Origin of the sequence: Mesorhizobium sp. LSJC280B00 (assembly GCF_000502835.1) — a bacterium.
GTDB lineage: Bacteria > Pseudomonadota > Alphaproteobacteria > Rhizobiales > Rhizobiaceae > Mesorhizobium.
This window is the reverse complement of the sequence record NZ_AYVL01000002.1, coordinates 151898-171237: the sequence shown is the minus strand read 5'-3', so window position 1 is coordinate 171237 and position 19340 is coordinate 151898. Positions and strand designations below refer to the sequence as shown.

17 protein-coding genes are annotated in these 19340 nt (G+C 62.6%); 8 read left to right on the top strand and 9 right to left on the bottom strand.

Annotated features, from left to right (window positions below):
• Nucleotides 1-10: 10 nt before the first annotated feature.
• Nucleotides 11-673, bottom strand: coding sequence for a GntR family transcriptional regulator (locus X773_RS43015; protein WP_023674476.1), 663 nt, complete (start codon nt 671-673; stop codon nt 11-13).
• Between the two features lie 197 nt (nt 674-870).
• On the opposite strand from X773_RS43015, the gene X773_RS43010 reads away from it, so the two are divergent.
• A complete protein-coding gene (locus X773_RS43010; RefSeq protein WP_023674475.1) occupies nt 871-2130 on the top strand; it encodes a multidrug efflux MFS transporter in 1260 nt (419 codons plus the stop codon).
• A gap of 53 nt (nt 2131-2183) precedes the next feature.
• The gene (locus tag X773_RS43005) at nt 2184-2555 is read left to right on the top strand and encodes a DUF423 domain-containing protein (protein WP_023674474.1); all 372 of its coding nucleotides are present in this window, start codon (nt 2184-2186) and stop codon (nt 2553-2555) included.
• Between the two features lie 69 nt (nt 2556-2624).
• Here the strand turns inward: X773_RS43005 and X773_RS77230 are convergent, their stop codons facing one another.
• The gene (locus tag X773_RS77230; protein ID WP_023674473.1) at nt 2625-2768 is read right to left on the bottom strand and encodes a hypothetical protein; all 144 of its coding nucleotides are present in this window, start codon (nt 2766-2768) and stop codon (nt 2625-2627) included.
• Nucleotides 2769-3139: 371 nt separating this feature from the next.
• On the opposite strand from X773_RS77230, the gene X773_RS42995 reads away from it, so the two are divergent.
• On the top strand, nt 3140-4219 hold the full coding sequence (locus X773_RS42995) for a LacI family DNA-binding transcriptional regulator (RefSeq protein ID WP_023674471.1): 1080 nt from the start codon (nt 3140-3142) through the stop codon (nt 4217-4219).
• 22 nt (nt 4220-4241) lie between these two features.
• Here the strand turns inward: X773_RS42995 and opgC are convergent, their stop codons facing one another.
• Nucleotides 4242-5417 carry an OpgC domain-containing protein gene (gene opgC, locus X773_RS42990; RefSeq protein WP_023674470.1) on the bottom strand — a complete coding sequence of 392 codons (1176 nt, stop codon included), beginning with the start codon at nt 5415-5417 and terminating at the stop codon, nt 4242-4244.
• A gap of 215 nt (nt 5418-5632) precedes the next feature.
• On the opposite strand from opgC, the gene X773_RS42985 reads away from it, so the two are divergent.
• Nucleotides 5633-6289, top strand: coding sequence for an alpha/beta hydrolase (locus X773_RS42985; RefSeq protein WP_023674469.1), 657 nt, complete (start codon nt 5633-5635; stop codon nt 6287-6289).
• A gap of 46 nt (nt 6290-6335) precedes the next feature.
• On the opposite strand, the gene X773_RS42980 is transcribed toward X773_RS42985, so the two are convergent.
• The 3 genes from X773_RS42980 to sthA form a co-directional block, all read right to left on the bottom strand.
• Nucleotides 6336-6713 (bottom strand): VOC family protein, encoded by a 378-nt coding sequence (locus X773_RS42980; protein ID WP_023674468.1) that lies wholly within the window; start codon nt 6711-6713, stop codon nt 6336-6338.
• A gap of 72 nt (nt 6714-6785) precedes the next feature.
• On the bottom strand, nt 6786-7994 hold the full coding sequence (locus X773_RS42975; protein ID WP_023674467.1) for an MFS transporter: 1209 nt from the start codon (nt 7992-7994) through the stop codon (nt 6786-6788).
• A gap of 149 nt (nt 7995-8143) precedes the next feature.
• The gene (sthA, locus tag X773_RS42970) at nt 8144-9532 is read right to left on the bottom strand and encodes a Si-specific NAD(P)(+) transhydrogenase (protein WP_023674466.1); all 1389 of its coding nucleotides are present in this window, start codon (nt 9530-9532) and stop codon (nt 8144-8146) included.
• 210 nt (nt 9533-9742) lie between these two features.
• Between sthA and X773_RS42965 the strand changes: the two genes are divergently transcribed.
• The 3 genes from X773_RS42965 to X773_RS42955 all read left to right on the top strand — a co-directional run bounded on the left by X773_RS42965 (nt 9743) and on the right by X773_RS42955 (nt 12135).
• Nucleotides 9743-10213, top strand: a complete 471-nt coding sequence (locus X773_RS42965; RefSeq protein WP_023674465.1) for an RDD family protein — start codon at nt 9743-9745, stop codon at nt 10211-10213.
• A gap of 138 nt (nt 10214-10351) precedes the next feature.
• Nucleotides 10352-11116 (top strand): arginyltransferase, encoded by a 765-nt coding sequence (locus X773_RS42960; protein ID WP_023674464.1) that lies wholly within the window; start codon nt 10352-10354, stop codon nt 11114-11116.
• 122 nt (nt 11117-11238) lie between these two features.
• Nucleotides 11239-12135: a DMT family transporter gene (locus X773_RS42955; RefSeq protein WP_023674463.1), complete on the top strand. Its 897-nt coding sequence runs from the start codon at nt 11239-11241 to the stop codon at nt 12133-12135.
• Here X773_RS42955 and X773_RS42950 read toward each other — a convergent pair.
• Together X773_RS42950 and parC are read right to left on the bottom strand one after the other, a co-directional pair.
• Nucleotides 12123-13286 carry an AI-2E family transporter gene (locus tag X773_RS42950; protein ID WP_245274624.1) on the bottom strand — a complete coding sequence of 388 codons (1164 nt, stop codon included), beginning with the start codon at nt 13284-13286 and terminating at the stop codon, nt 12123-12125. The genes X773_RS42955 and X773_RS42950 overlap by 13 nt on opposite strands.
• A gap of 308 nt (nt 13287-13594) precedes the next feature.
• Nucleotides 13595-15847 carry a DNA topoisomerase IV subunit A gene (gene parC, locus X773_RS42945; protein ID WP_023674461.1) on the bottom strand — a complete coding sequence of 751 codons (2253 nt, stop codon included), beginning with the start codon at nt 15845-15847 and terminating at the stop codon, nt 13595-13597.
• Nucleotides 15848-16218: 371 nt separating this feature from the next.
• On the opposite strand from parC, the gene X773_RS42940 reads away from it, so the two are divergent.
• On the top strand, nt 16219-17412 hold the full coding sequence (locus tag X773_RS42940) for a hypothetical protein (protein ID WP_023674460.1): 1194 nt from the start codon (nt 16219-16221) through the stop codon (nt 17410-17412).
• Between the two features lie 75 nt (nt 17413-17487).
• On the opposite strand, the gene aspS is transcribed toward X773_RS42940, so the two are convergent.
• Nucleotides 17488-19278: an aspartate--tRNA ligase gene (gene aspS, locus X773_RS42935; RefSeq protein ID WP_023674459.1), complete on the bottom strand. Its 1791-nt coding sequence runs from the start codon at nt 19276-19278 to the stop codon at nt 17488-17490.
• Nucleotides 19279-19340: the final 62 nt, after the last annotated feature.

Sequence of the window (19340 nt, the reverse complement as noted above, 5' to 3'; positions counted from 1 at the left end):
CGATCCTCACTCAAGCGACGACCGCAAATCCCCGGGCGCGCAGGCCGCGCCGGTCGTTGCGCAGCGAGGTCACCAGCCGGTCGCGGCTGCCGATGATATGGGCCGAAAGCAGGCGGGCGGCGCTATCGGCATCGCCGGCCCGCACCGCCGACAGAATGGCATGGTGTTCGGCCCAGGCACGGCCAAGCGCTGCCTCGTCGCGAACCTCGAGCCAGCGGGCGCGCGACAGGCGCGTCATCGCATCGCGAACCGCTCTGAACAGGAACTCGTTGCCGGATAGACGTGCCAGCTCGATATGAAAATCCCTGCCGACGCGATGCCATTCCTCGCGCGGCGTCTTGTCGTCGCAAGAATCGAGCATCGCCTCGATGATTTCGACGGCACTTCTGTCCTGCAAGGTGCAAGTTAGTCTGAGTGCCGCGACCTCGACCGCCTCGCGATAGACGGCGATCTGCTCGAGTTCAGCAAGATTGATGGGCGAGACCGTCCAGCCGCGGCCGTCGCGGCAGATCAGGCCTTCAGTCTCGAGCCGCAGCAATGCCGCCCTGACCGGCGTGCGCGATGCGCCGAAGCGGCTTTCGACCCAGCGCTCCGTCAGCCGCTCGCCGGGACCGATCTCGAGCCCGAGGATCATCTCGCGAAGCTGCTTTTCGACGTTCTGCATCTGCGACATTGGCGTTCCGTTCAGGTCATTTGTTCCGGCAATCGGATCACTGGCCGGCGTTGGCCGATCACGCCGGCCTTTGTCGATCATGTTTGAGAGGCCCGCATTGACAGCGACGGGGCTTGCGTTCATGACAGATACCAGCTTGGTATCCCAAATTGGTATCCGTAGCAAGTTTCATGCAAGCTGGCCGGACAGGACATGACATGCCGCAAGACGCCGCCCTCGCCATGCAAGGCACGCACAACGTCCACTGGCGCCGCAATCTCGCCGTGTGTTTTGCCGGCTCGTTCAGCACGCTTGTAGCGATGACGCTGCTGTTGCCCTTCCTGCCGCTTTACGTCGAGCAGCTGGGCGCCGAGGGCCATGCGGCGATCGTGCAGTGGTCGGGCATCGCCTACGGCGCCACCTTCCTTGCTGCCGCGCTGGTCGCGCCCCTGTGGGGGCGGCTAGGCGACCGCTACGGCCGCAAACTGATGCTGGTGCGAGCCAGTTTCGGCATGGCGCTGTGTATGTCGCTGACCGGCATGGTGCAGACCGTCTGGCAATTGGTGCTCTTGCGCCTGCTGATCGGCTTTGCCGGCGGCTATTCTTCGGGCTCGACCATCCTGGTTGCCATGCAGACGCCGAAGGATCGCTCCGGCTGGGCGCTGGGCGTGCTGTCGGCCGGAATCACGGCCGGTGCCCTGGTCGGTCCGCTGCTTGGCGGCGCGCTGCCGCCGCTGATTGGCATCCGCGCCACATTCCTGCTCGCCGGCGGCGTCATTTTCCTGGCTTTTCTGGCAACCACCTTGCTGATCAAGGAGGCCCCTCGCCCGGTTGCCGCCAAGGCCGCGTCAGAAGAAAAAGTGAAAGACGGCTGGTCGCAGATTCCCGACAAGCGCCCCGTCGTCGCCATGCTGGCGACCGGCATGCTGTTGAGTTTCGCCACCATGTCGATCGAGCCGATCATCACCGTCTATGTCCAGCAGCTCATCGAAGATCAGAGCCAGGTCACGCTGGTCTCCGGCATCGTCATGTCCGCGGCAGCGCTCGGCGCCATCCTGTCGGCGTCGCGGCTCGGCAAGCTCGCCGACCGTATCGGCCACTGGAACGTCATCGTTGCCGCACTCGCCGTCTCGGCGCTGCTGCTGATCCCGCAGGCCTTCGTTACCCAGGGCTGGCAACTCGTCGGCCTGCGTTTCCTGATGGGCCTGGCGCTTGGCGGTCTTTTGCCCTGCATCACCAGCGTCATCCGCCACAATGTGCCCGACGGGGTCGGCGGCAACGTACTGGGCTTGTCGATCTCGGCGCAATATGTCGGGCAGGTCGCCGGACCGTTGCTCGGCGGCTTCGCCGGCGGCCATTTCGGTATGCGCTCGGTGTTTCTCGGCACATCCATTCTGATGGCGGGCGGAGCGGCCTATAACTGGCTGGTCCAGTCGCGCCGCGAACGCGACATGCTGGCGGAAGCCGGCAAATCCTGACACGGTTCGCGGCACTATCTCAGGCGGTCGCCAGGAATCACGGAGGCGTGGAAATGAGCACGGATGAACACGCGGCAGGCGGCCGCATTCTGGTTCTTGCCGGCGGCCTATGCGGCGCAACCGGCGTGGCGCTTTCGGCGGCGGCGGCACATCTCGGCGGCGCTTTCGTCGGTACGGCCGCATCCTTCCTGCTCTTGCATGCGCCGGTCTTCCTTACCGTCGGGCTGCTCGGTGGCAATAGCATCCTGCGAACCGGAAGCCTCATCCTTCTCGTCGGGCTTCTGCTATTCTCGGGAGATCTTTTGGCCCGCGACTTCCTTGGCTCGCGGCTGTTCCCGATGTCGGCGCCGATCGGCGGCACGTTGCTCATCGGCGGCTGGCTGATGATGGCCGCCTCGGCGCTGGTGCGCCCGCGCCGCCATTGATGCGGCAACCAATGGCGGCCGCTGCTCCTTCGCCAGCCGCCCTCGATCCACGAGCTCTGTCTTGCCAGCTCAGTCTCGCGGACGTTCGGGCCGGACTTGGCCATCGCTGTTGGTCGTCTTGACTACACGCCGCCGCTCCGGCCGTTCGGTGGCCGGCGAGATGCCCCAATAATTGCGATAGATGTCTTCGAACAGATGCTTGATCGGGTGCATGGCTTAATCTCCTCTAGTTTTTTGAATCGATCCAATCAGCGGGCACAAAAATAGGCCACCGATCAGCTCCGCTTGCGTCCTACGAGGAAACCCAGGTCGCGAATCCACGGACCGGTCCTGTCTCGCCGCTTCCGGGCCTCCGCGCTCGAACGGATGCTCCAGTCGTTCCGGTAAATGTCCTCGAACAGATAATTGACGGGTTGCATGGCGCTCTCCTCTTGTATCGATCCAATCTGGGGACGAAAAACGCTCTTGGATCGATTCAAAGAATACGCATCGCACCACAAATGTCAAGCAAAAATTTGAATCGATCCAACGAAGGTGTTAGGTAGTCGGCGATACTGTTGGACCGGAGTCCCGGAGACAAACAAATGGCATCACTCACCAAAGGCAGGAGGCCCATCCGGCTGGCGGACATCGCCAAAGCCGCGGGCGTATCACACGGCACCGCCTCCAATGTCTTCAGCCGTCCCGAAATCGTGCGTGAGGAAGTCCGCGAGCGCGTCAAGGCGGCGGCCGAGGCGCTGGGCTACGCCGGCCCCGATCCAAAGGGCCGCCTGCTGCGCGCCGGCAAGGTCAATGCGATCGGCGTCGCCACAACCGAGCCGCTGTCCTATTTCTTCGACGACCCCTTTGCGCGCGTGATGATGGCCGGCATCTCGGAGGCATGCGACGCCACCGGCGCGGGAATAGCCCTCGTGTCGGCCGGCAACGAGGAAAAACTTGCCTGGAATATCCAGAGCGCCCTGGTCGACGGCTTCATCCTGTTCTGCATCGAGGGCGGTCCGCGCCTCGTCGAGCTGACGCGCGAACGCAAGCTCCCCTTCGTCGCGCTCGAGCTCGGCTCGCAGGACGCCACGGTCTCCGCGATCGGCGTCGACAATGTTGCCGGCGGCCGGCTCGCGGCGCGCCATCTGGCGGAACTTGGACATCGCCGCTTCGCCGTGCTGTCGCTGGCCTTCGCCGACGACAGCACCGGACTTGTCTCGCCCGAGCAGGTCCGGACCGCAGTCTATACAGGAACCCGTGACCGCCTCCTCGGCTATCTCGAAGAGCTTTCCCGGTTCGGCGTCGATACCGCCAAGGTGCCGGTCTACGAGACTGAAAACGATGAGGCCAGCACAAAGGCCGGCCTCGAAACCCTCTTCGCCTCGGCAGAACCGCCGACCGCCATCCTGGCGATGTCGGACCGGGTCGCGATGGAAGCATTGGAATGGCTCAGCGCGCGGGGCATCGCGGTTCCTCGCGATGTTTCCGTCGTCGGCTTCGACGGCGTGCCTGAAGCCGCAATTTGCGAGCCTCCGCTCACCACCATCGCCCAGCCGATCGCCGAGATCGGCCGCCGGGCAGCGCGAAGAATCCTCGACTTCGACGGCACGGTGCGGCGAGAAACGCTCGGCGTCGAACTTGTCGTCAGGGCGTCGTCCGGGCCGCCGCCAGGCACAGGTTGACTGGGCAGATCGGCTCCAAATCTTATCGATTGGCCGCCATCGGACCGATGCCAAAGGATGGACGGACCGGCGGCGCCTCGTTGCGGACCGGCTTGCCCTTGCCGGACCAGCCGATAGCGGACAGCCATTCCAGATAGAAGGCGAGCGCGAACTGCATGGCGATGCCGGCGGCGAGCAGCAGACTGTCATAGGCAAAGCCGCCCGGGTTGACCAGCTTCATCACCTGCGCCGCCATGGCAATCACCGTGCCGGCAATGAAAACCGGCAGCGAGCGTTTGCCCAATATGGCGAGCGGATTGTCGCGGCCGGTGCGGAACAGGTTCGAGACGAAAGGCAAGGCGACGACTAGGTAGCTCATCGCCAGGATGTGCAGCAGCCGCGGCAACGACAGGAACGTCTTGTCGAAACCGGTCAGCACCACCGGCAGGTCGAGCCACGACACATGCCCCCACAGCGGGCTGTGCACCCAGACGAGCGCCGTCAGCACATAGGCGGCGGCCGCGCCGACCAGCCAGCGATTGACAGGGATGGTGCCGCCGCGCCGCACATGCAACACGCTGGCCATGCCGATATTGAACAGCAATTGCCATGACAGCGGATTGAGGAACCAGAAGCCGGGCTCCGGGTAGTTCGGCGGCGCGATCTGGTAGATTCCGGCAATCAGCCAAAGGGCTGCGGATACTGCGAGCGCCGCCAGTGGCCGGTAGCTGATGAACAGCAGGAAGACCGGAGCCATCAACAGCAGCGCCGCATAGACCGGCAGTATGTTGTTGTAACCGAGCTGATGGCCGAGCGTGACGATGCCGACCAGGACTTGTGGCGGGTTCCTGACGAGCGGCTCGATGTTGATCAGCGTCAGAAGATCCGGCCGTTTCGCAAACACCGCCGCCGCGCAGAAGATAGCCATGACCACCATCGTCGTGACGATGTGGGTGACATAGAGCACACCGGCGCGGCGCCACATTTTCAGTGTTGCAATCAGCCGGTTTCCCGGCTGGAACTTAGTGCCGTAGGCGAGAGCGACGGACATGCCGGAGATCAGCACGAAGGCCTCGGCCGCATCCGAAAACCCGAAATTCTTGTAGGTCAGGGTTTCGAAAACGGTGCCAGGCACGTGGTCGACGAATATGGTCAGGAGGGCGAGAGCCCGGAACACATCAATACGCGTATCGCGTTCCGGCGAAACTGGCATGGTCATCGATAAAAGGCCTTAAAGCTGGTTGTTCATGCCCGGCATGCGATCCCTCGGGCGACCACCCGGCGCACACTGCTTCGATCCCCCCGCGGGGATTATATCGGCAAAGAAACGGACTGAAATGCGCCCGGTTCAATCAACTTTCGCGGAGCTTGAAAATATTCCGTTTTGAAGCCGGCAAATTAACGAAAGTAACGCGGAATCAAAAGGATGTGACTATGGCCGAGCAAAGCCTCGAAGACGGTATTTTGCAGGAGAATTCAGGCTTTTTCTACCGGCTCCATCGATCCGCCAATTTACCCGGTGACTGGCTGTTCCTGTTGCATGGATCGGGTGTCGACGAGACGACCTTGCTGCCGCTTGGTCGGCAAATCGCGCCGCATGCGGCGCTGGTTACGGTCCGTGGCCGCATCCCTCAGGAGGACGGTTTCCGCTGGTTCACGCGAATCACCCCGACGCGATTCGAGCAGGCAAGTATCCGCGCGGAGGCAGATGCGTTTGCAAGCTTCGTCGCCGGCGTCGCGAAGCGCCACAGCCTCGATCTCCGCCGCGCGACCTTTCTCGGCTATTCGAACGGCGCCAATCTGGTTTCAAGCGTCATGCCGCTGCATCCGGGCCTCATCGAGCGCGCTGCATTGCTGCGCCCCATGCCGGTGCTCGACGAGGTGCCGCCGGCCGACCTGTCGAAGGCGCGGGCTCTGATCGTCGCCGGCGCCGCCGACCTGACCTACGCGCCTTTCGCCCCCGTGTTGGCCGCTCTACTGAGCTCGCATGGCGCCAAGGTCGAGACCCACACCATTGCCTCCGGCCATGAAATCGGCGACGCGGATGCTGAAATCGTCAGGCAGTGGCTGGCGGGGTCAGGCAACCGCTGAACGAGCGGATTGAGCGCACGCACAACGCGGGCCCGACCATCGAATGTCAGTGTGCGGCGGGCTGGAATAGCTCGATCGCATTGCCGGACGGGTCTTCGAGCAGGGTCTGCGAGCCGCCGACGCCGTTGATGATATCGTTGCGGAAGGCGAGCCCGGCGCCCTTCAGGCGCGCAACCTCTTGCTTCAGATCCGGCACCACCAGCAGGATGCGGTTCCACCCTCCCGGCACCGGCCGGCGGCCATCCGGCATCGCCCGTGCGCCCGAGCTCTCCGGCCCGCTCAGCAGAAGCCGCAGATCGCCGCGCGTGACCGAGCAGAAAGCCGGCCGCGCATCCCGTTCAATGGCAAAGCCCAGATGCTTCACGTAGAAATCGATGGAAGCGGCGACATCGTCGACAATATAGCGAACATTGACGGGCGTCATGACCGGGGACCTTTCAGTTTGAGTAGAACGTTTTATTAAAGGCTGCTCATCATCGGCAACGCCCCGGCAGCACTACGACGCCGCCGACACGCTATGACCGTCGGTTCGCCAGGGAATCAGGGCAAGCAGACCAGCACTGCCGACCACGGCGAAGACAGCGCCGTAGATGAACACCGCCTCATGGCTTACACGATCCCAGAGCTGTCCGGCGACAACGCTTGCCGCGAGTTCCAGCAGGCCGACCGTGGTGCTGTACCAGCCGATGCCGCTGGCACGCAGCTCTTGCGGCACGAAGTCCGAGGCGAATGCCTTGCCGACTGAGCGGAAGATGCCTTGATAGAACCCGTAGAAGGCAAAAAGCAGCCCGATCAGATAGATGTTCCGGGTCAAGACGAAGCCGAGATAGGCGATCAGGAAGATGACGAAGGACGACAGTAACACGCCCTTGCGGCCGAAGCGGTCCGATAGAAAGCCGGCCGGGTAGGAAATCAGCGCCGCAACGAGATTGAAGCCTGCGTAGATAAGAATGGTTGCCTCCAAAGAGGCACCGATATCCTGTGTTTGCAGAATCAGAAATGCATTGCTCGAATTGCCGATGCCGAAGAGAGCTGTCACCAAGAGATAGGTCCAATAGGCTTTGGGAAACTGCCGCAGATTGACGTCGATCTTGGCCTTTGCGGCTACGGCCAGTGGCTGCTCGTGCACCAACACCACCATGAGGAAGGCGAGGAGACCGGGAATGAGCGCGAGATAGAAGATCCAGCGGATATCGACTTTGAGCGCGATGAGAAGCAGCACCGCGAGCAGTGGCCCCAGAAACGCTCCCAGATTGTCGCCAATGCCTTCCAGGCCGAATGCTTTGCCTCGGTGCTCGTCGGCCACGGACGAAGCAAGGAGCGCGTCGCGCGGAGCGGACCGGAAACCTGCACCGAGCCGATCCACAAACCGCGCGCCCAGGACCATCGGCCACACTGTGGCCACGCCGATCAGCGGTTTGGCGATAGAGGCCAGAAAATAGCCAATGAGGGCTATCGGTTTCCGCTTCTGAAGCCTGTCCGAGAGCCAGCCCGAAAAACCTTGCACGATGTTCTGCGTCGCCTGGGCGATTCCGTCGACCAGACCGACGACGCTCCCGCTTGCGTGCAGGGTCTGGGTCAGGAAGATCGGCAGGATCGGATAAAGCATCTCGGTCGAAATGTCGGCAAACAGGCTCGCCAGCGCCAGAAGCACCGTATTTCGGGAAATCCAGGCGAAGGTTTTCCTTGGCGCTGGCCCAGTCATTGCTTTGCCCTGTTCGGCAATCCGTTTGGCTGAAACGCAACGGCTACCATGTCGGTTGCAATGCGCCACTGCTGAGTGTCCTGCCCCCATCCCGAAGATCCGCGCAGCAAAACCGATGCCCACGCGGTCCTTCGATTCGGGATCATGGTCTACGCCCGCCCCATGCGGTTCCAGGCGTCCAGCCCGGCGATCTTGTAGGCTTCGGCCAGCGTCGGATAGTTGAAGGTGTTGTTGACGAAGAAGTCGACGGTGCCGCCGAGATTGATGACCGCCTGGCCAATGTGGATGAGTTCGGTCGCGCCCTCGCCGACAATATGGGCGCCGAGCAGACGGCGTGTTTCGATCGAGAACAGAAGCTTCAGGAAGCCGGTGTTGACGCCCATGATGTGGCCGCGCGATGTCTCGCGGAACCGCGCCACGCCGACCTCGTAGGCGGCACCACTCTCACGCACCTGCTCCTCGGATTGCCCGACCGTGGAGATTTCCGGCACGGCGTAGATGCCGTAGGGAAAGGTTTCGGGCGGCGGCGGCAAGGGCACGCCGAAGGCATGGCAGGCGGCCACCCTGCCCTGCTCCATCGAGGTCGATGCCAGGCTCGGAAAGCCGATGACATCGCCGGCGGCATAGATGTTGGGCGCGCTGGTCTGGAAGGTCTGCGGATCGACCTTGATGCGGCCTCGCGAATCAGCCTCGATGCCGACCGCTTCCAACCCGAGGCTGCCGACATTGCCGGTACGCCCTGCAGCGTAGAGCACGATCTCGGACCGTATGGTGCGGCCGTCGGCTAGCGTCACCTCGGCGTAATCGGGTTTCGAGGCGATCTCCTTGACGGCACTGCCCAAGCGGATGGTCATGCCGCGGTCGCGCATCTGATGGATGAAGTCGTCGACGATCTCGCGGTCGACGAAATCCAACATCGTGTTGCGCGGCTCGACCAGTGTCACCGGAACGTCGAGTGCCGAAAAGATTGTCGCATATTCGACGCCGATGACGCCGGCGCCGATCACCGTCAGCGTGCGCGGTAGCCGGTCGAGCTCCAGCATCTCGTCGCTGTCGAAGATCCGTGTCTTGTCGAACGGCACGTCGCGCGGCCGGTGCGGCCGGGTGCCGACCGCGATCAGCGCATGGGCGAAGCCAACCTCGCTGTAGTCGCCGGTGTCGGTGGTCAGGCTGACCTTGTTGGGGCCGAGGAATTTTACGGCGGCGCGCGCACTCTTGACCGTGTTGCGCATGAACTGGTGCTGCAGCACCTCGACCTCATGGTCGAGCGTCTTGTGCAGGCGCTCGACCAGATCGCCGACCGAAATGTCCTGCTTGACGCGGTAGCCGCGCCCATAAAAGCCGCGCTCACGCCAGCCGGAGAGGTTGAGCACCGTCTCGCGCAACGTCTTCGACGGTATGGTGCCGGTATGCACCGAAACGCCGCCGAGACGCCGGCCCCTGTCGACCACCAGCACCGACTTGCCGAGCTTGGCCGACTGCACCGCGGCGCGGCGCCCGGATGGGCCGCTGCCGATGACCAGCATGTCGTAGTCCATGTCGCCCCGTCCCCTCGGCTCGGCGCGCTTTGTGCGCCGCAGCAAACTAACGCTATCCGCGCCATGAATTCAACAAGTCAGACGGCCCCAGGCGCTCCGTCGCCATCTACACGGCGGCGAAAGGCTCGATCTTGATTCCGCCGCGAACATTCACCATTTCACCAAGAAGCGGCCCCATGCTTAACTCGGGTTCGATTACGAGGAAATGACATGAACGCTCGCGTTCTCGACGGCGAAATCATCACCAGCAGGCTCGAAGATGTCCGCGCCTATGAGGGCGTGCGCACGCGGCGCATTCTCGCTTTCGTCATCGACTATTTCATCGTCGCGCTGCTCACCATTCCATTCGCGATCCTGGTGTTCCTGTTTGGGCTGTTGACGCTCGGCCTCGGCTGGATGCTGTTTTCCATTCTCGTGCCGGCCGTCGCCATCCTCTACATCTGGAACACGCTCGGCAGTAAAGACCAGGCCACCACCGGCATGAAGATGATGGGCATCCGGCTCGACCGACTCGACGGCAGCCGCATCGACGGGCTGACCGCCGTCGTGCATTCGGTGCTGTTTTGGGCCGGCAATGTCATCCTTTCGCCGCTGGTCCTGCTGGTGAGCCTGTTTTCCGACCGCAAGCGCACGCTGCACGACCTGCTGCTCGGCACCGTCGTCAGCCGCAGCGGCCGCTGAGCAGACTTTTGAAGCGCGGCCGCAGCCTTTGCGCACGAATGTGAAGACGTCCAATCAACCAGGCTTTCACAATCCTGTTGAATTTTTCGGCGTCCGCGCCAAAGGTAGAGCGATTCGCAGGAGTGTTTCCAAGGCTCGATGACGCAGCACCCGACCCAGTCGCCGCAGTTCTTTCTGACCGCGCCCTCGCCATGTCCCTATCTCGAGGGCCAGTTCGAGCGCAAGGTGTTCACACACCTGGTCGGCGACAAGGCCCCCGAGATGAACGATCTGTTGACGCAGGGCGGTTTCAGGCGGTCGCAGAACATCGCCTACAGGCCGGCCTGCGAGACCTGCCGCGCCTGTGTGTCGGTGCGCATCCTGGCGCAGGAATTCACCGCCAGCCGCAACTTGAAACGGGTCATACAGCATAATTCGGATCTGGTCGGCGCCATGCACGACGCCGAACCCTCCACCGAACAGTATTCGCTGTTCCGCAGCTATCTCGACGCCCGCCACCGCCGTGGCGGCATGTCAGACATGACCGTGCTCGACTACGCCATGATGGTCGAGGATACCCATGTCGACACCAAGGTCATCGAATACCGTCGCCGCGGACCTGACAGCTTCATCACCGGCAAGGGCCAGGGCGAGCTGATCGCCGTGGCGCTTACCGACAAGATGGCCGATGGCCTGTCGATGGTCTATTCCTACTTCAATCCGGACTTCGAGGACCGTTCGCTCGGCACCTTCATGATCCTCGACCACATCGCCCGCGCCAGGGCGATGGGCCTGCCCCATGTCTACCTGGGTTACTGGGTCAACGGCTCGCGCAAGATGAATTATAAGATGCGCTTCCAGCCGCAGGAGCATCTCGGCCCGAAAGGCTGGGAACGCTACAATCACGAAGCGGTTTTGCGCTGATCTTCGCTTTCGGTATTCACTCTTAAATTGTTTCGAGGAGGATGCCGCTGGGCTTCCGGCCGATCGGCTGGAAAACCGGGCGGGTCAATTTTGCGCCTCCAAGCCTACGCGAGAATTGCCGCATGTCTTCCCACAACGACCACCAGAGAGGCCTTCTGATCACCGCCATCGGCGGGCTGACGCTGACCGTCGACATTCCGCTGATCCGGCTCGCCGACGGCGAGGCGTGGACGATCCTGCTGTTGCGCACCGGCACGACCTTCGTCGCCACGCTTATCATCTGGGCCGCCTGGCGCTCGCTGAGCGCAAAGGCACCGCAGCTTGTGCCGGGCTGGTCAGGGCTCATCGTTGCCGGCCTCTACGGGCTCGGCTCGATCGCCTTCATCACCGGTGTCTACAATACCTCGACAGCCAACCTCGTTTTCATCCTGGCGTTCACAACCATGTTCGCGGCCCTTTTGTCATGGCTGTTCCTGAAGGAGAGGCCACGGCCCCTGACGCTTGCAGCGCTGGCACTGATGATCGTCGGCGTGACGATCATTGTCGGCGATTCCGTTGGAACCGGACATCTCTTCGGCGACCTGATGGCGCTATGCTCGGCTTTCATGATCGCCGCGGCCATCACCATCTCGCGCGCCAGCGGCAAGGATATGGGTTTCACGGCGCTGATCGGAGTGGTCCTGCCGCTGGCCGTCGCCACCCTGATGGTTTCCAAGGTGGGTTTTCACGTCAACGCGCCATGGTGGATCGTCTTCAACGGTGCCGTCATCATGCCGATCTCGTTCTTCTGCCTCGCCAACGGCCCGAAATACATCTCCGGGCCGGAGGTGGCGATGTTCTACCTGCTTGAAACCGTGCTGGCGCCGGTCTGGGTATGGATGATCTTCGCCGAAACACCGTCGCGCAACAGCCTGATCGGCGGCGCGATCCTCATCATGACCTTGATCGGCCATTCGCTCTGGCAGTTGCACGAGGGGCGCAAGCGCCGCGCCACGTTCGCCGTCAGTCACCCGGCCTGATTCTTTTTCGCGGCGGCGCGTCCGGCGACAATTTCGATCTGCGGCGGCGCGTCATCGTGCTCCGCCGGTTCGGCGGCAGCGAGATCATCGGTCAGTTCCACTTCGCGCAGCCATTCGCGCCAGATTGCGACCAGCAGGGCCATCAGCACCGGGCCGATGAACAGGCCGAGAAAGCCCATTGTCTTGACGCCGCCAATCAGGCCGAAAAAGGTTGGCAGGAAGGGCAGCTTTATCGGCCCGCCGACCAGCTTCGGGCGCAATGTCTTGTCGACGATGAAGAGTTCGACCGCGCCCCAGATGAACAGCGCCAGCCCCGCCATCGGCGAGCCGCTGGCGGCGAGATAGATCGACACCAGCGTGAAGGACAGCGGTGCGCCGCCGGGGATCAGCGCCATGATGCCGGTCAGCGCGCCGAGCGTCACCGGCGACGGCACGCCGGCCAACCAGTAAGCGATACCCAGCACCAGCCCTTCGCCGATGGCGATAACGGTCATGCCGGTCACCGTCGAGGAGATTGTCGCAGGCACCACGCGTGAGATCCGTTCCCATCTGGCCGGCAGGATGCGTTCGCCGAGGCGATCGACCTGTCCGGCGAAATGCTCGCCGTCGCGATAGGCGAAGAACAGCGCGATCATCATGAATAGCAGCGTCAGCAAAAGGCCGAAGGCGCTGCCGCCGGCGGCAAGCACGCCGCGATAGATGCTGCCGATATTGGCGCCACTGATCAGCTGGATCAGTTCGCCGATACCGCCGGGGTGGCCAACGTTGACCGTCCATTGTTCATTGAGCCATTCGCCCACCACGGGCATGGTGGCGATCCAGTGCGGCGTCGGCGCACCGTAGCGGTTGGTCTCGATCGCCCAGTTGACCCACTCGCGCACCTCATTGATGGCGTAGGTGCCGGCAAGCGCGATCGGCACAACCAGGAAGGTCAGGATGAACAAGATCGCAAGCGTCGCAGCGATGGTGCGGTTGCCGCCGACGCCGGCGAGCAGCCGCCGATAGAGCGGCCAGCTGGCGAAGGCGATCACCAGGGCGGCAAGGACCGGAAACAGGAAGCCGTGGAAGAAATAAACGCCGGCGGCAACGATCAGCACCAGCAGCCAGCGCGCCGCCGACAGCGGCGGAATGACAGCGGCCCTGAGCGGCATCGACAGGCCAAACAGACGCTGCTGCCGCTCCGGCTTCTGGATCCTGACTTCCTTCAAGCGGCTACCTCTCCCTGGCCGATCGTATCGCTTATGCCCTGATATAGTGCAGCAATCGTGACGACATTCCAAATGTTTGGGTGGAGCTGCTAATCTCCCCCCTTGAGGGGGAGATGTCGCCGAAGGCGACAGAGGGGGGGTCGGGACGTCCTGACGCGACCTTACCACGAACAAAGGAGGCTGGCGCTTCATGCGCGAGGACCCCCTCTGGCCTGCCGGCCATCTCCCCCTCAAGGGGGGAGATTACCGCTTCACCCGAACTTGCCCGTGCGCGGAAAGCCCTTCGGCACCATGCGGCCGGCCGAGGCGCGGGCGCCGATCCATTCGGCAAGCTCGTCACGCGATTTGGTGAAGGTGCGGTCTGCCGAATCCTGCCAGGACAGGCCGCTTGCGAGCGTGAAGGTCTTGAGGTCGAGGACACCGCCATCCTTGTATTTCTGCAGGCGCACGCCCTTGCCGCGTCCCATCTGCGGGATATCGGCCAGCGGGAACACCAGCATCTTGCGGTTCTCGCCGACAATGGCGAGGTGGTCGCCGGCGACAGTCACGCAGCGCTGGGCCTCGTCGGGCGCCTTGACGTTCATCACCTGCTTACCTTTGCGGGTGTTGGCGACGACCTCCTCTTCCGGCACGACGAACCCGTTGCCGTCATGCGAAACCAGCAGCAGCTTGCGCTTGGGATCGTGGATGAAGGCGGTGACGATGTCCTGGTCGTTGTCCATGTCGACGATGATGCGGATCGGCTCGCCATGGCCGCGCCCACCCGGCAGCCGGTCGGCGCCGATCGTGTAGAACTTGCCGCCGGTGGTGAAGACCAACACCTTGTCGGTCGTCTGGGCATGGAAGGCGAGCTTGAGGCTGTCGCCTTCCTTGAAAGTCAGGGTCGAATAATCGGTCAGATGACCTTTCATGGCCCTCAGCCAGCCCTTTTCCGAAACGACGACAGTGACCGGCTCGCGCTCGATCATGGCATGGGCGATATCGGTCAGGTCATGCTCGGGTGCGTCGGCGAACTCGGTGCGGCGCTTGCCGATCTCGGTGTCGGGCCCGTATTTCTGGCGAACGTTGGCGACTTCCCACTTGATCGTCGCCCACTGCTTGGCGTCGGACGCAAGCAGTGCCTCGATCTGCTTCTTCTCGCCGGTCAGGCCATTGAATTCCTCGCGGATTTCGAATTCCTCGAGCTTGCGCAGCGCCCTCAGCCGCATGTTGAGGATGGCTTCGGCCTGGGTGTCGGTGAGTGACCAGCGGGCCATCATCACCTGCTTGGGCTCGTCCTCCTCGCGGATGATCCTGATCACCTCGTCGATGTTGAGGTAGGCGATCAGATAGCCGGCGAGGATCTCCAGCCGCCTCTCGATCTCGCCGAGACGGTGCTTGGAGCGGCGGATCAAGACGTCGCGGCGGTGCTCAAGCCACTCCTTGAGCACGCCTTTCAGTGACAGCACGTTCGGCACCTTGCCGCGCGACAACACGTTCATGTTGAGCGGAAAGCGGCTTTCGAGCTCGGTCAGCTTGAACAGCGATTCCATCATGATGCCGGGATCGACCGAGCGGCTCTTCGGCACCAGCACGACGCGGATGTCCTCGGCGCTCTCGTCGCGGATATCCTCGAGCAACGGAAGCTTGCGCGCCATCAAGAGCTCGGCGATCTTTTCGATCAGCCGGGCCTTCTGGACGCCGTAGGGGATTTCGGTGACGACTATGTTCCAGGTGCCCCTCCCCTGGTCCTCCTGGCTCCATTTCGCCCTGACGCGGAAACCGCCGCGACCCGTTTCGTAGGCTTCGAGGATCGAGGCTCGGCTGTCGACGATGATGCCGCCGGTCGGGAAATCCGGACCTTGCACGAAATCCATCAGCTTGGTGACGGGCGCATCCGGATGATCGATCAGGTGAAGCGCGGCGTCGCAGAGCTCGGCCGCATTGTGCGGCGGAATCGAGGTCGCCATGCCGACGGCGATGCCGGACGAGCCGTTGGCGAGCAGGTTCGGGAAGGCGCCGGGCAGCACGGCCGGCTCCTCGTCTTCCTCGTTGTAGGTCGGGCGGAAATCGACGGCGTCCTCGGTGATGCCTTCCAGCAGCAGCGTCGACACTTCGGTCATGCGCGCTTCGGTGTAGCGCATGGCGGCGGCGTTATCGCCGTCGATATTGCCGAAATTGCCCTGCCCGTCGACCAGCGGGTAGCGCATCGAAAAATCCTGCGCCAACCGCACCAACGCGTCGTAGATCGACTGGTCGCCATGCGGATGGAATTTGCCCATCACCTCGCCGACGATGCGGGCGCATTTGGCAAAGCCCTGGTCGGGGTTGAGCCGCAACAGACGCATGGCATGCATGATGCGACGATGCACCGGCTTCAGCCCGTCGCGCACGTCTGGCAGTGCCCGGTGCATGATGGTCGACAGCGCGTAGGCGAGATAGCGCTCTTCCAGCGCCTTCTTCAGATCGACCGGCTCGATATTGTCGCCGCCGCCACTCTCGGGCGGCAAAAGCCTTTTTCCCATGGGCTGGCACTAGCCGAGCGGGTGATTCGCGGCAAGAGGCACCGGTATGCATCCTCCTAAAGCGAGTCGCATTCGACCGGCACCATGCGACGCTTTAGGTCCTTGTTTTGATACATGCCGTTATCGCAAAACCCGCTGCACACTTTTGCGCGACATCCATTATGCAACAGGAATTGGAAGCGTCACGACGCCGGCCAACATCAACCCGTTACATCCTGCTTCTATCGCAAGGCTGATGGATCGGGTTTGCCTTTGGCCGCGATTTTCGACCATTGTGCCGAGGCCCGCCTTTTTCCGGTCCAGTTCGTCACCGAATGGTGACGACGCGACGATTTGAAAAGAATTTCAGGACACTCTCAGGGGAGCTCTCGATGACGATCAGACACTCGACACTTATTAAAAGACTGGCTTTTTCGACCTTTTTGCTGACGTTGCCGCTGAATGCGGCATTCGCGCAGGATACCGCGGTTGCCGACCGGCTGAAGGCTGCCCTCGCCGCCCAGGGCGTCGACCTCTCCTGGACCGGAGTGACCGGCGACACCTCCAGCATGGTTCTGCAAGGCGTAGCCGTCAAACCGGCGGCCGAAAAGGAGGCGCTCAAGATCGGCGACGTCAAGCTCGAAGGCGTGACCGAAGCCAATGGCGGGTATCAAATCGCGACCGTATCGACTTCGCCGTTCGAACACAGCGAAGATGGCGTCACGCTCAATCTCAGCCCCTTCGTCATCCACGACATGACGGTTCCGGCCGACGGCGCAAGCGGCCCGCTGGGCTCGCTGATGATGTACAAATCGGCCGAGCTCGAAAACATGACCGTCAAGGTCGCCGACAAGACTGCCTTCTCGATGGACGGGCTTGCCATCGCGATCACGCCGCCGGCCGACGGCAAGGCAATGGAGTTCTCCGGCACTACGGAAAAATTCGCTGCCGACCTGACCCTGGTCGAAGATCCGAAGTCCAAGGAAGTCATCAACGCGCTCGGCTACCAGAACATAACAGGCAATCTTGAGATGGAAGGCACCTGGCAGCCTACCGACGGCAGGATGGACTTGTCGAAATACGAAATATCGGTCGACAATGCCGGCACGCTCGGCATGACCTTCGAACTCGGCGGCTACACGCTGGACGTCATCAAATCACTGCAGGAGATGCAGAAGAAGATGGCGGCGCAGGCCGAAGGCGCCGACAATTCGGCGCAAGGCATGGCCATGCTCGGGCTGCTGCAGCAGCTTTCGTTCAACAGCGCCTCGATCCGCTTCGATGACGATTCCCTGACCAAAAAGGTGCTCGATTATGCCGGCAAGCAGCAAGGCATGTCCGGCAAGGACATCGCCAACCAGGCCAAGGCGATCGTGCCCTTCGGCATGGCGCAGCTCAACAATCCGGAACTGACCGCGCAGGTTTCGGCCGCGGTCAACAAATTCCTCGACGACCCGCAAAGCATCGAGGTCTCGGCCGAGCCGCCGGCAGCGGTGCCGTTCGCGCTGATCATGGCGGGCGCCATGTCCAACCCGCTCGACCTGCCGAAAACGCTCGGCGTGACGGTTACGGCGAACGAAAACTGACCGAGCTTTCAAGCAAAAGCCCGGCAGCGATGCCGGGCTTTTTTATGAATCCACAGGACCGGTTCGGAGCGTTTCCTAAACCTCTTTCTTCGTCGCAACGACGCGCAGCGACAATTCGCGAAGCTGCTGCGGGCTGGCTTCCGACGGCGCGCTCATCAATAGGTCGTAGGCCTGCTGGTTCATCGGGAACATGGTCACTTCGCGCAGGTTCCTGGCGCCGACCAGAAGCATGACGACACGGTCGATGCCGGCCGCCATGCCGCCATGCGGCGGCGCGCCATACTGGAAAGCACGGTAAAGGCCGCCGAATCGTTCCTCGACGGTTGCGCGGTCCAGTCCGACCGTCTCGAACGCCTTGACCATGGTTTCGGGCAGATGGTTGCGGATGCCGCCTGAGGCGATCTCGAAACCATTGCAGACCATGTCGTACTGGAACGCCTTGATGCCGAGCAGATCCTCGCCGTTAAGCGCATCGATGCCGCCTTGCGGCATCGAGAACGGATTGTGCGCGAAGTCGATCTTCTTCTCCTCCTCGTTCCATTCGAAGAACGGGAAGTCGACGATCCAGCACAATTCGAAGCGATCACGGTCGACAAGGTTGAGCTCCTCGCCGGCGCGGGTGCGCGCCGCTCCCGCGAAGGAGACGAACTTCTTCGGATCGCCGGCGACGAAGAAGGCGGCATCGCCATCGGCAAGGCCGAGTTGTTGTCGGATCGCGTCGGTGCGCTCCTCGCCGATGTTCTTGGCCAGCGGCCCGGCGCCTTCAAGCTTCTCGCCCTCCTTGCGCCAGAAGATGTAGCCGAGGCCGGGCTGGCCCTCGCCTTGCGCCCATGAGTTCATGCGGTCGCAGAAGGCGCGAGACCCGCCGGTCTTGGCCGGAATGGCCCAGACCTCGGCCTTCGGATCGTTGGCAAGGATGTTGGCAAATACCTTGAAGCCAGAGTCGCGAAAATGATCCGAGACGGCCTGCATCTCGATCGGGTTGCGCAGGTCCGGCTTGTCGGTGCCGTATTTGCGCATGGCGACATCATAGGCGATGCGCGGAAACTTCTCCGTCACCGGCTTGCCGGCGGCAAAGGTCTCGAACACCCCCCGCATCACCGGCTCCATGGTGGTGAACACATCCTCCTGCTCGACGAAGCTCATCTCCACGTCGAGCTGGTAGAATTCACCCGGCAGACGGTCGGCGCGCGGGTCCTCGTCGCGGAAGCAGGGCGCAATCTGGAAGTAGCGGTCGAAGCCGGACACCATGATCAGCTGCTTATATATCTGCGGTGCCTGCGGCAGCGCGTAGAAAGTGCCGGGGTGGATGCGCGACGGCACCAGGAAGTCGCGCGCCCCTTCCGGCGACGAGGCGGTCAGGATCGGCGTCGAGAATTCGGTGAAGCCCACGTCGCCCATCAGCTTGCGCATCTCGGCGATGATTTTCGTCCGCGCGACGATGTTCTTGTGCAGCGTGTCGCGGCGCAGGTCGAGAAAGCGGTATTTGAGGCGGATGTCCTCTGGGTAATCCGGCTCGCCGAAGACCGGCAGCGGCAATTCCTTGGCCGCCGACAGCACCTCGATCTCGCGCGCGAAGATTTCGATCTCGCCGGTCGGCAAATTGGGATTCACGGTGTCGGCGAGGCGCGCCTTGACCTCGCCGTCGACGCGGACGACCCATTCGCCGCGCAGGGTCTCGGCAATCTTGAAGGCCGGCGAATCCGGATCGGCAACGATCTGGGTCAGGCCGTAATGGTCGCGCAAATCGATGAACAGCAGGCCGCCATGGTCGCGCACGCGATGCACCCAGCCCGACAGGCGTACGGTCGAGCCGACGTCGAGCTTCCTCAACTGGGCACAGGTATGGCTGCGGTAACGATGCATTGTCATTCTTAAAGTCCGGATGTTGGGTTGCGGCCGAGGCATGATGGCCCAGCCTGAAAATT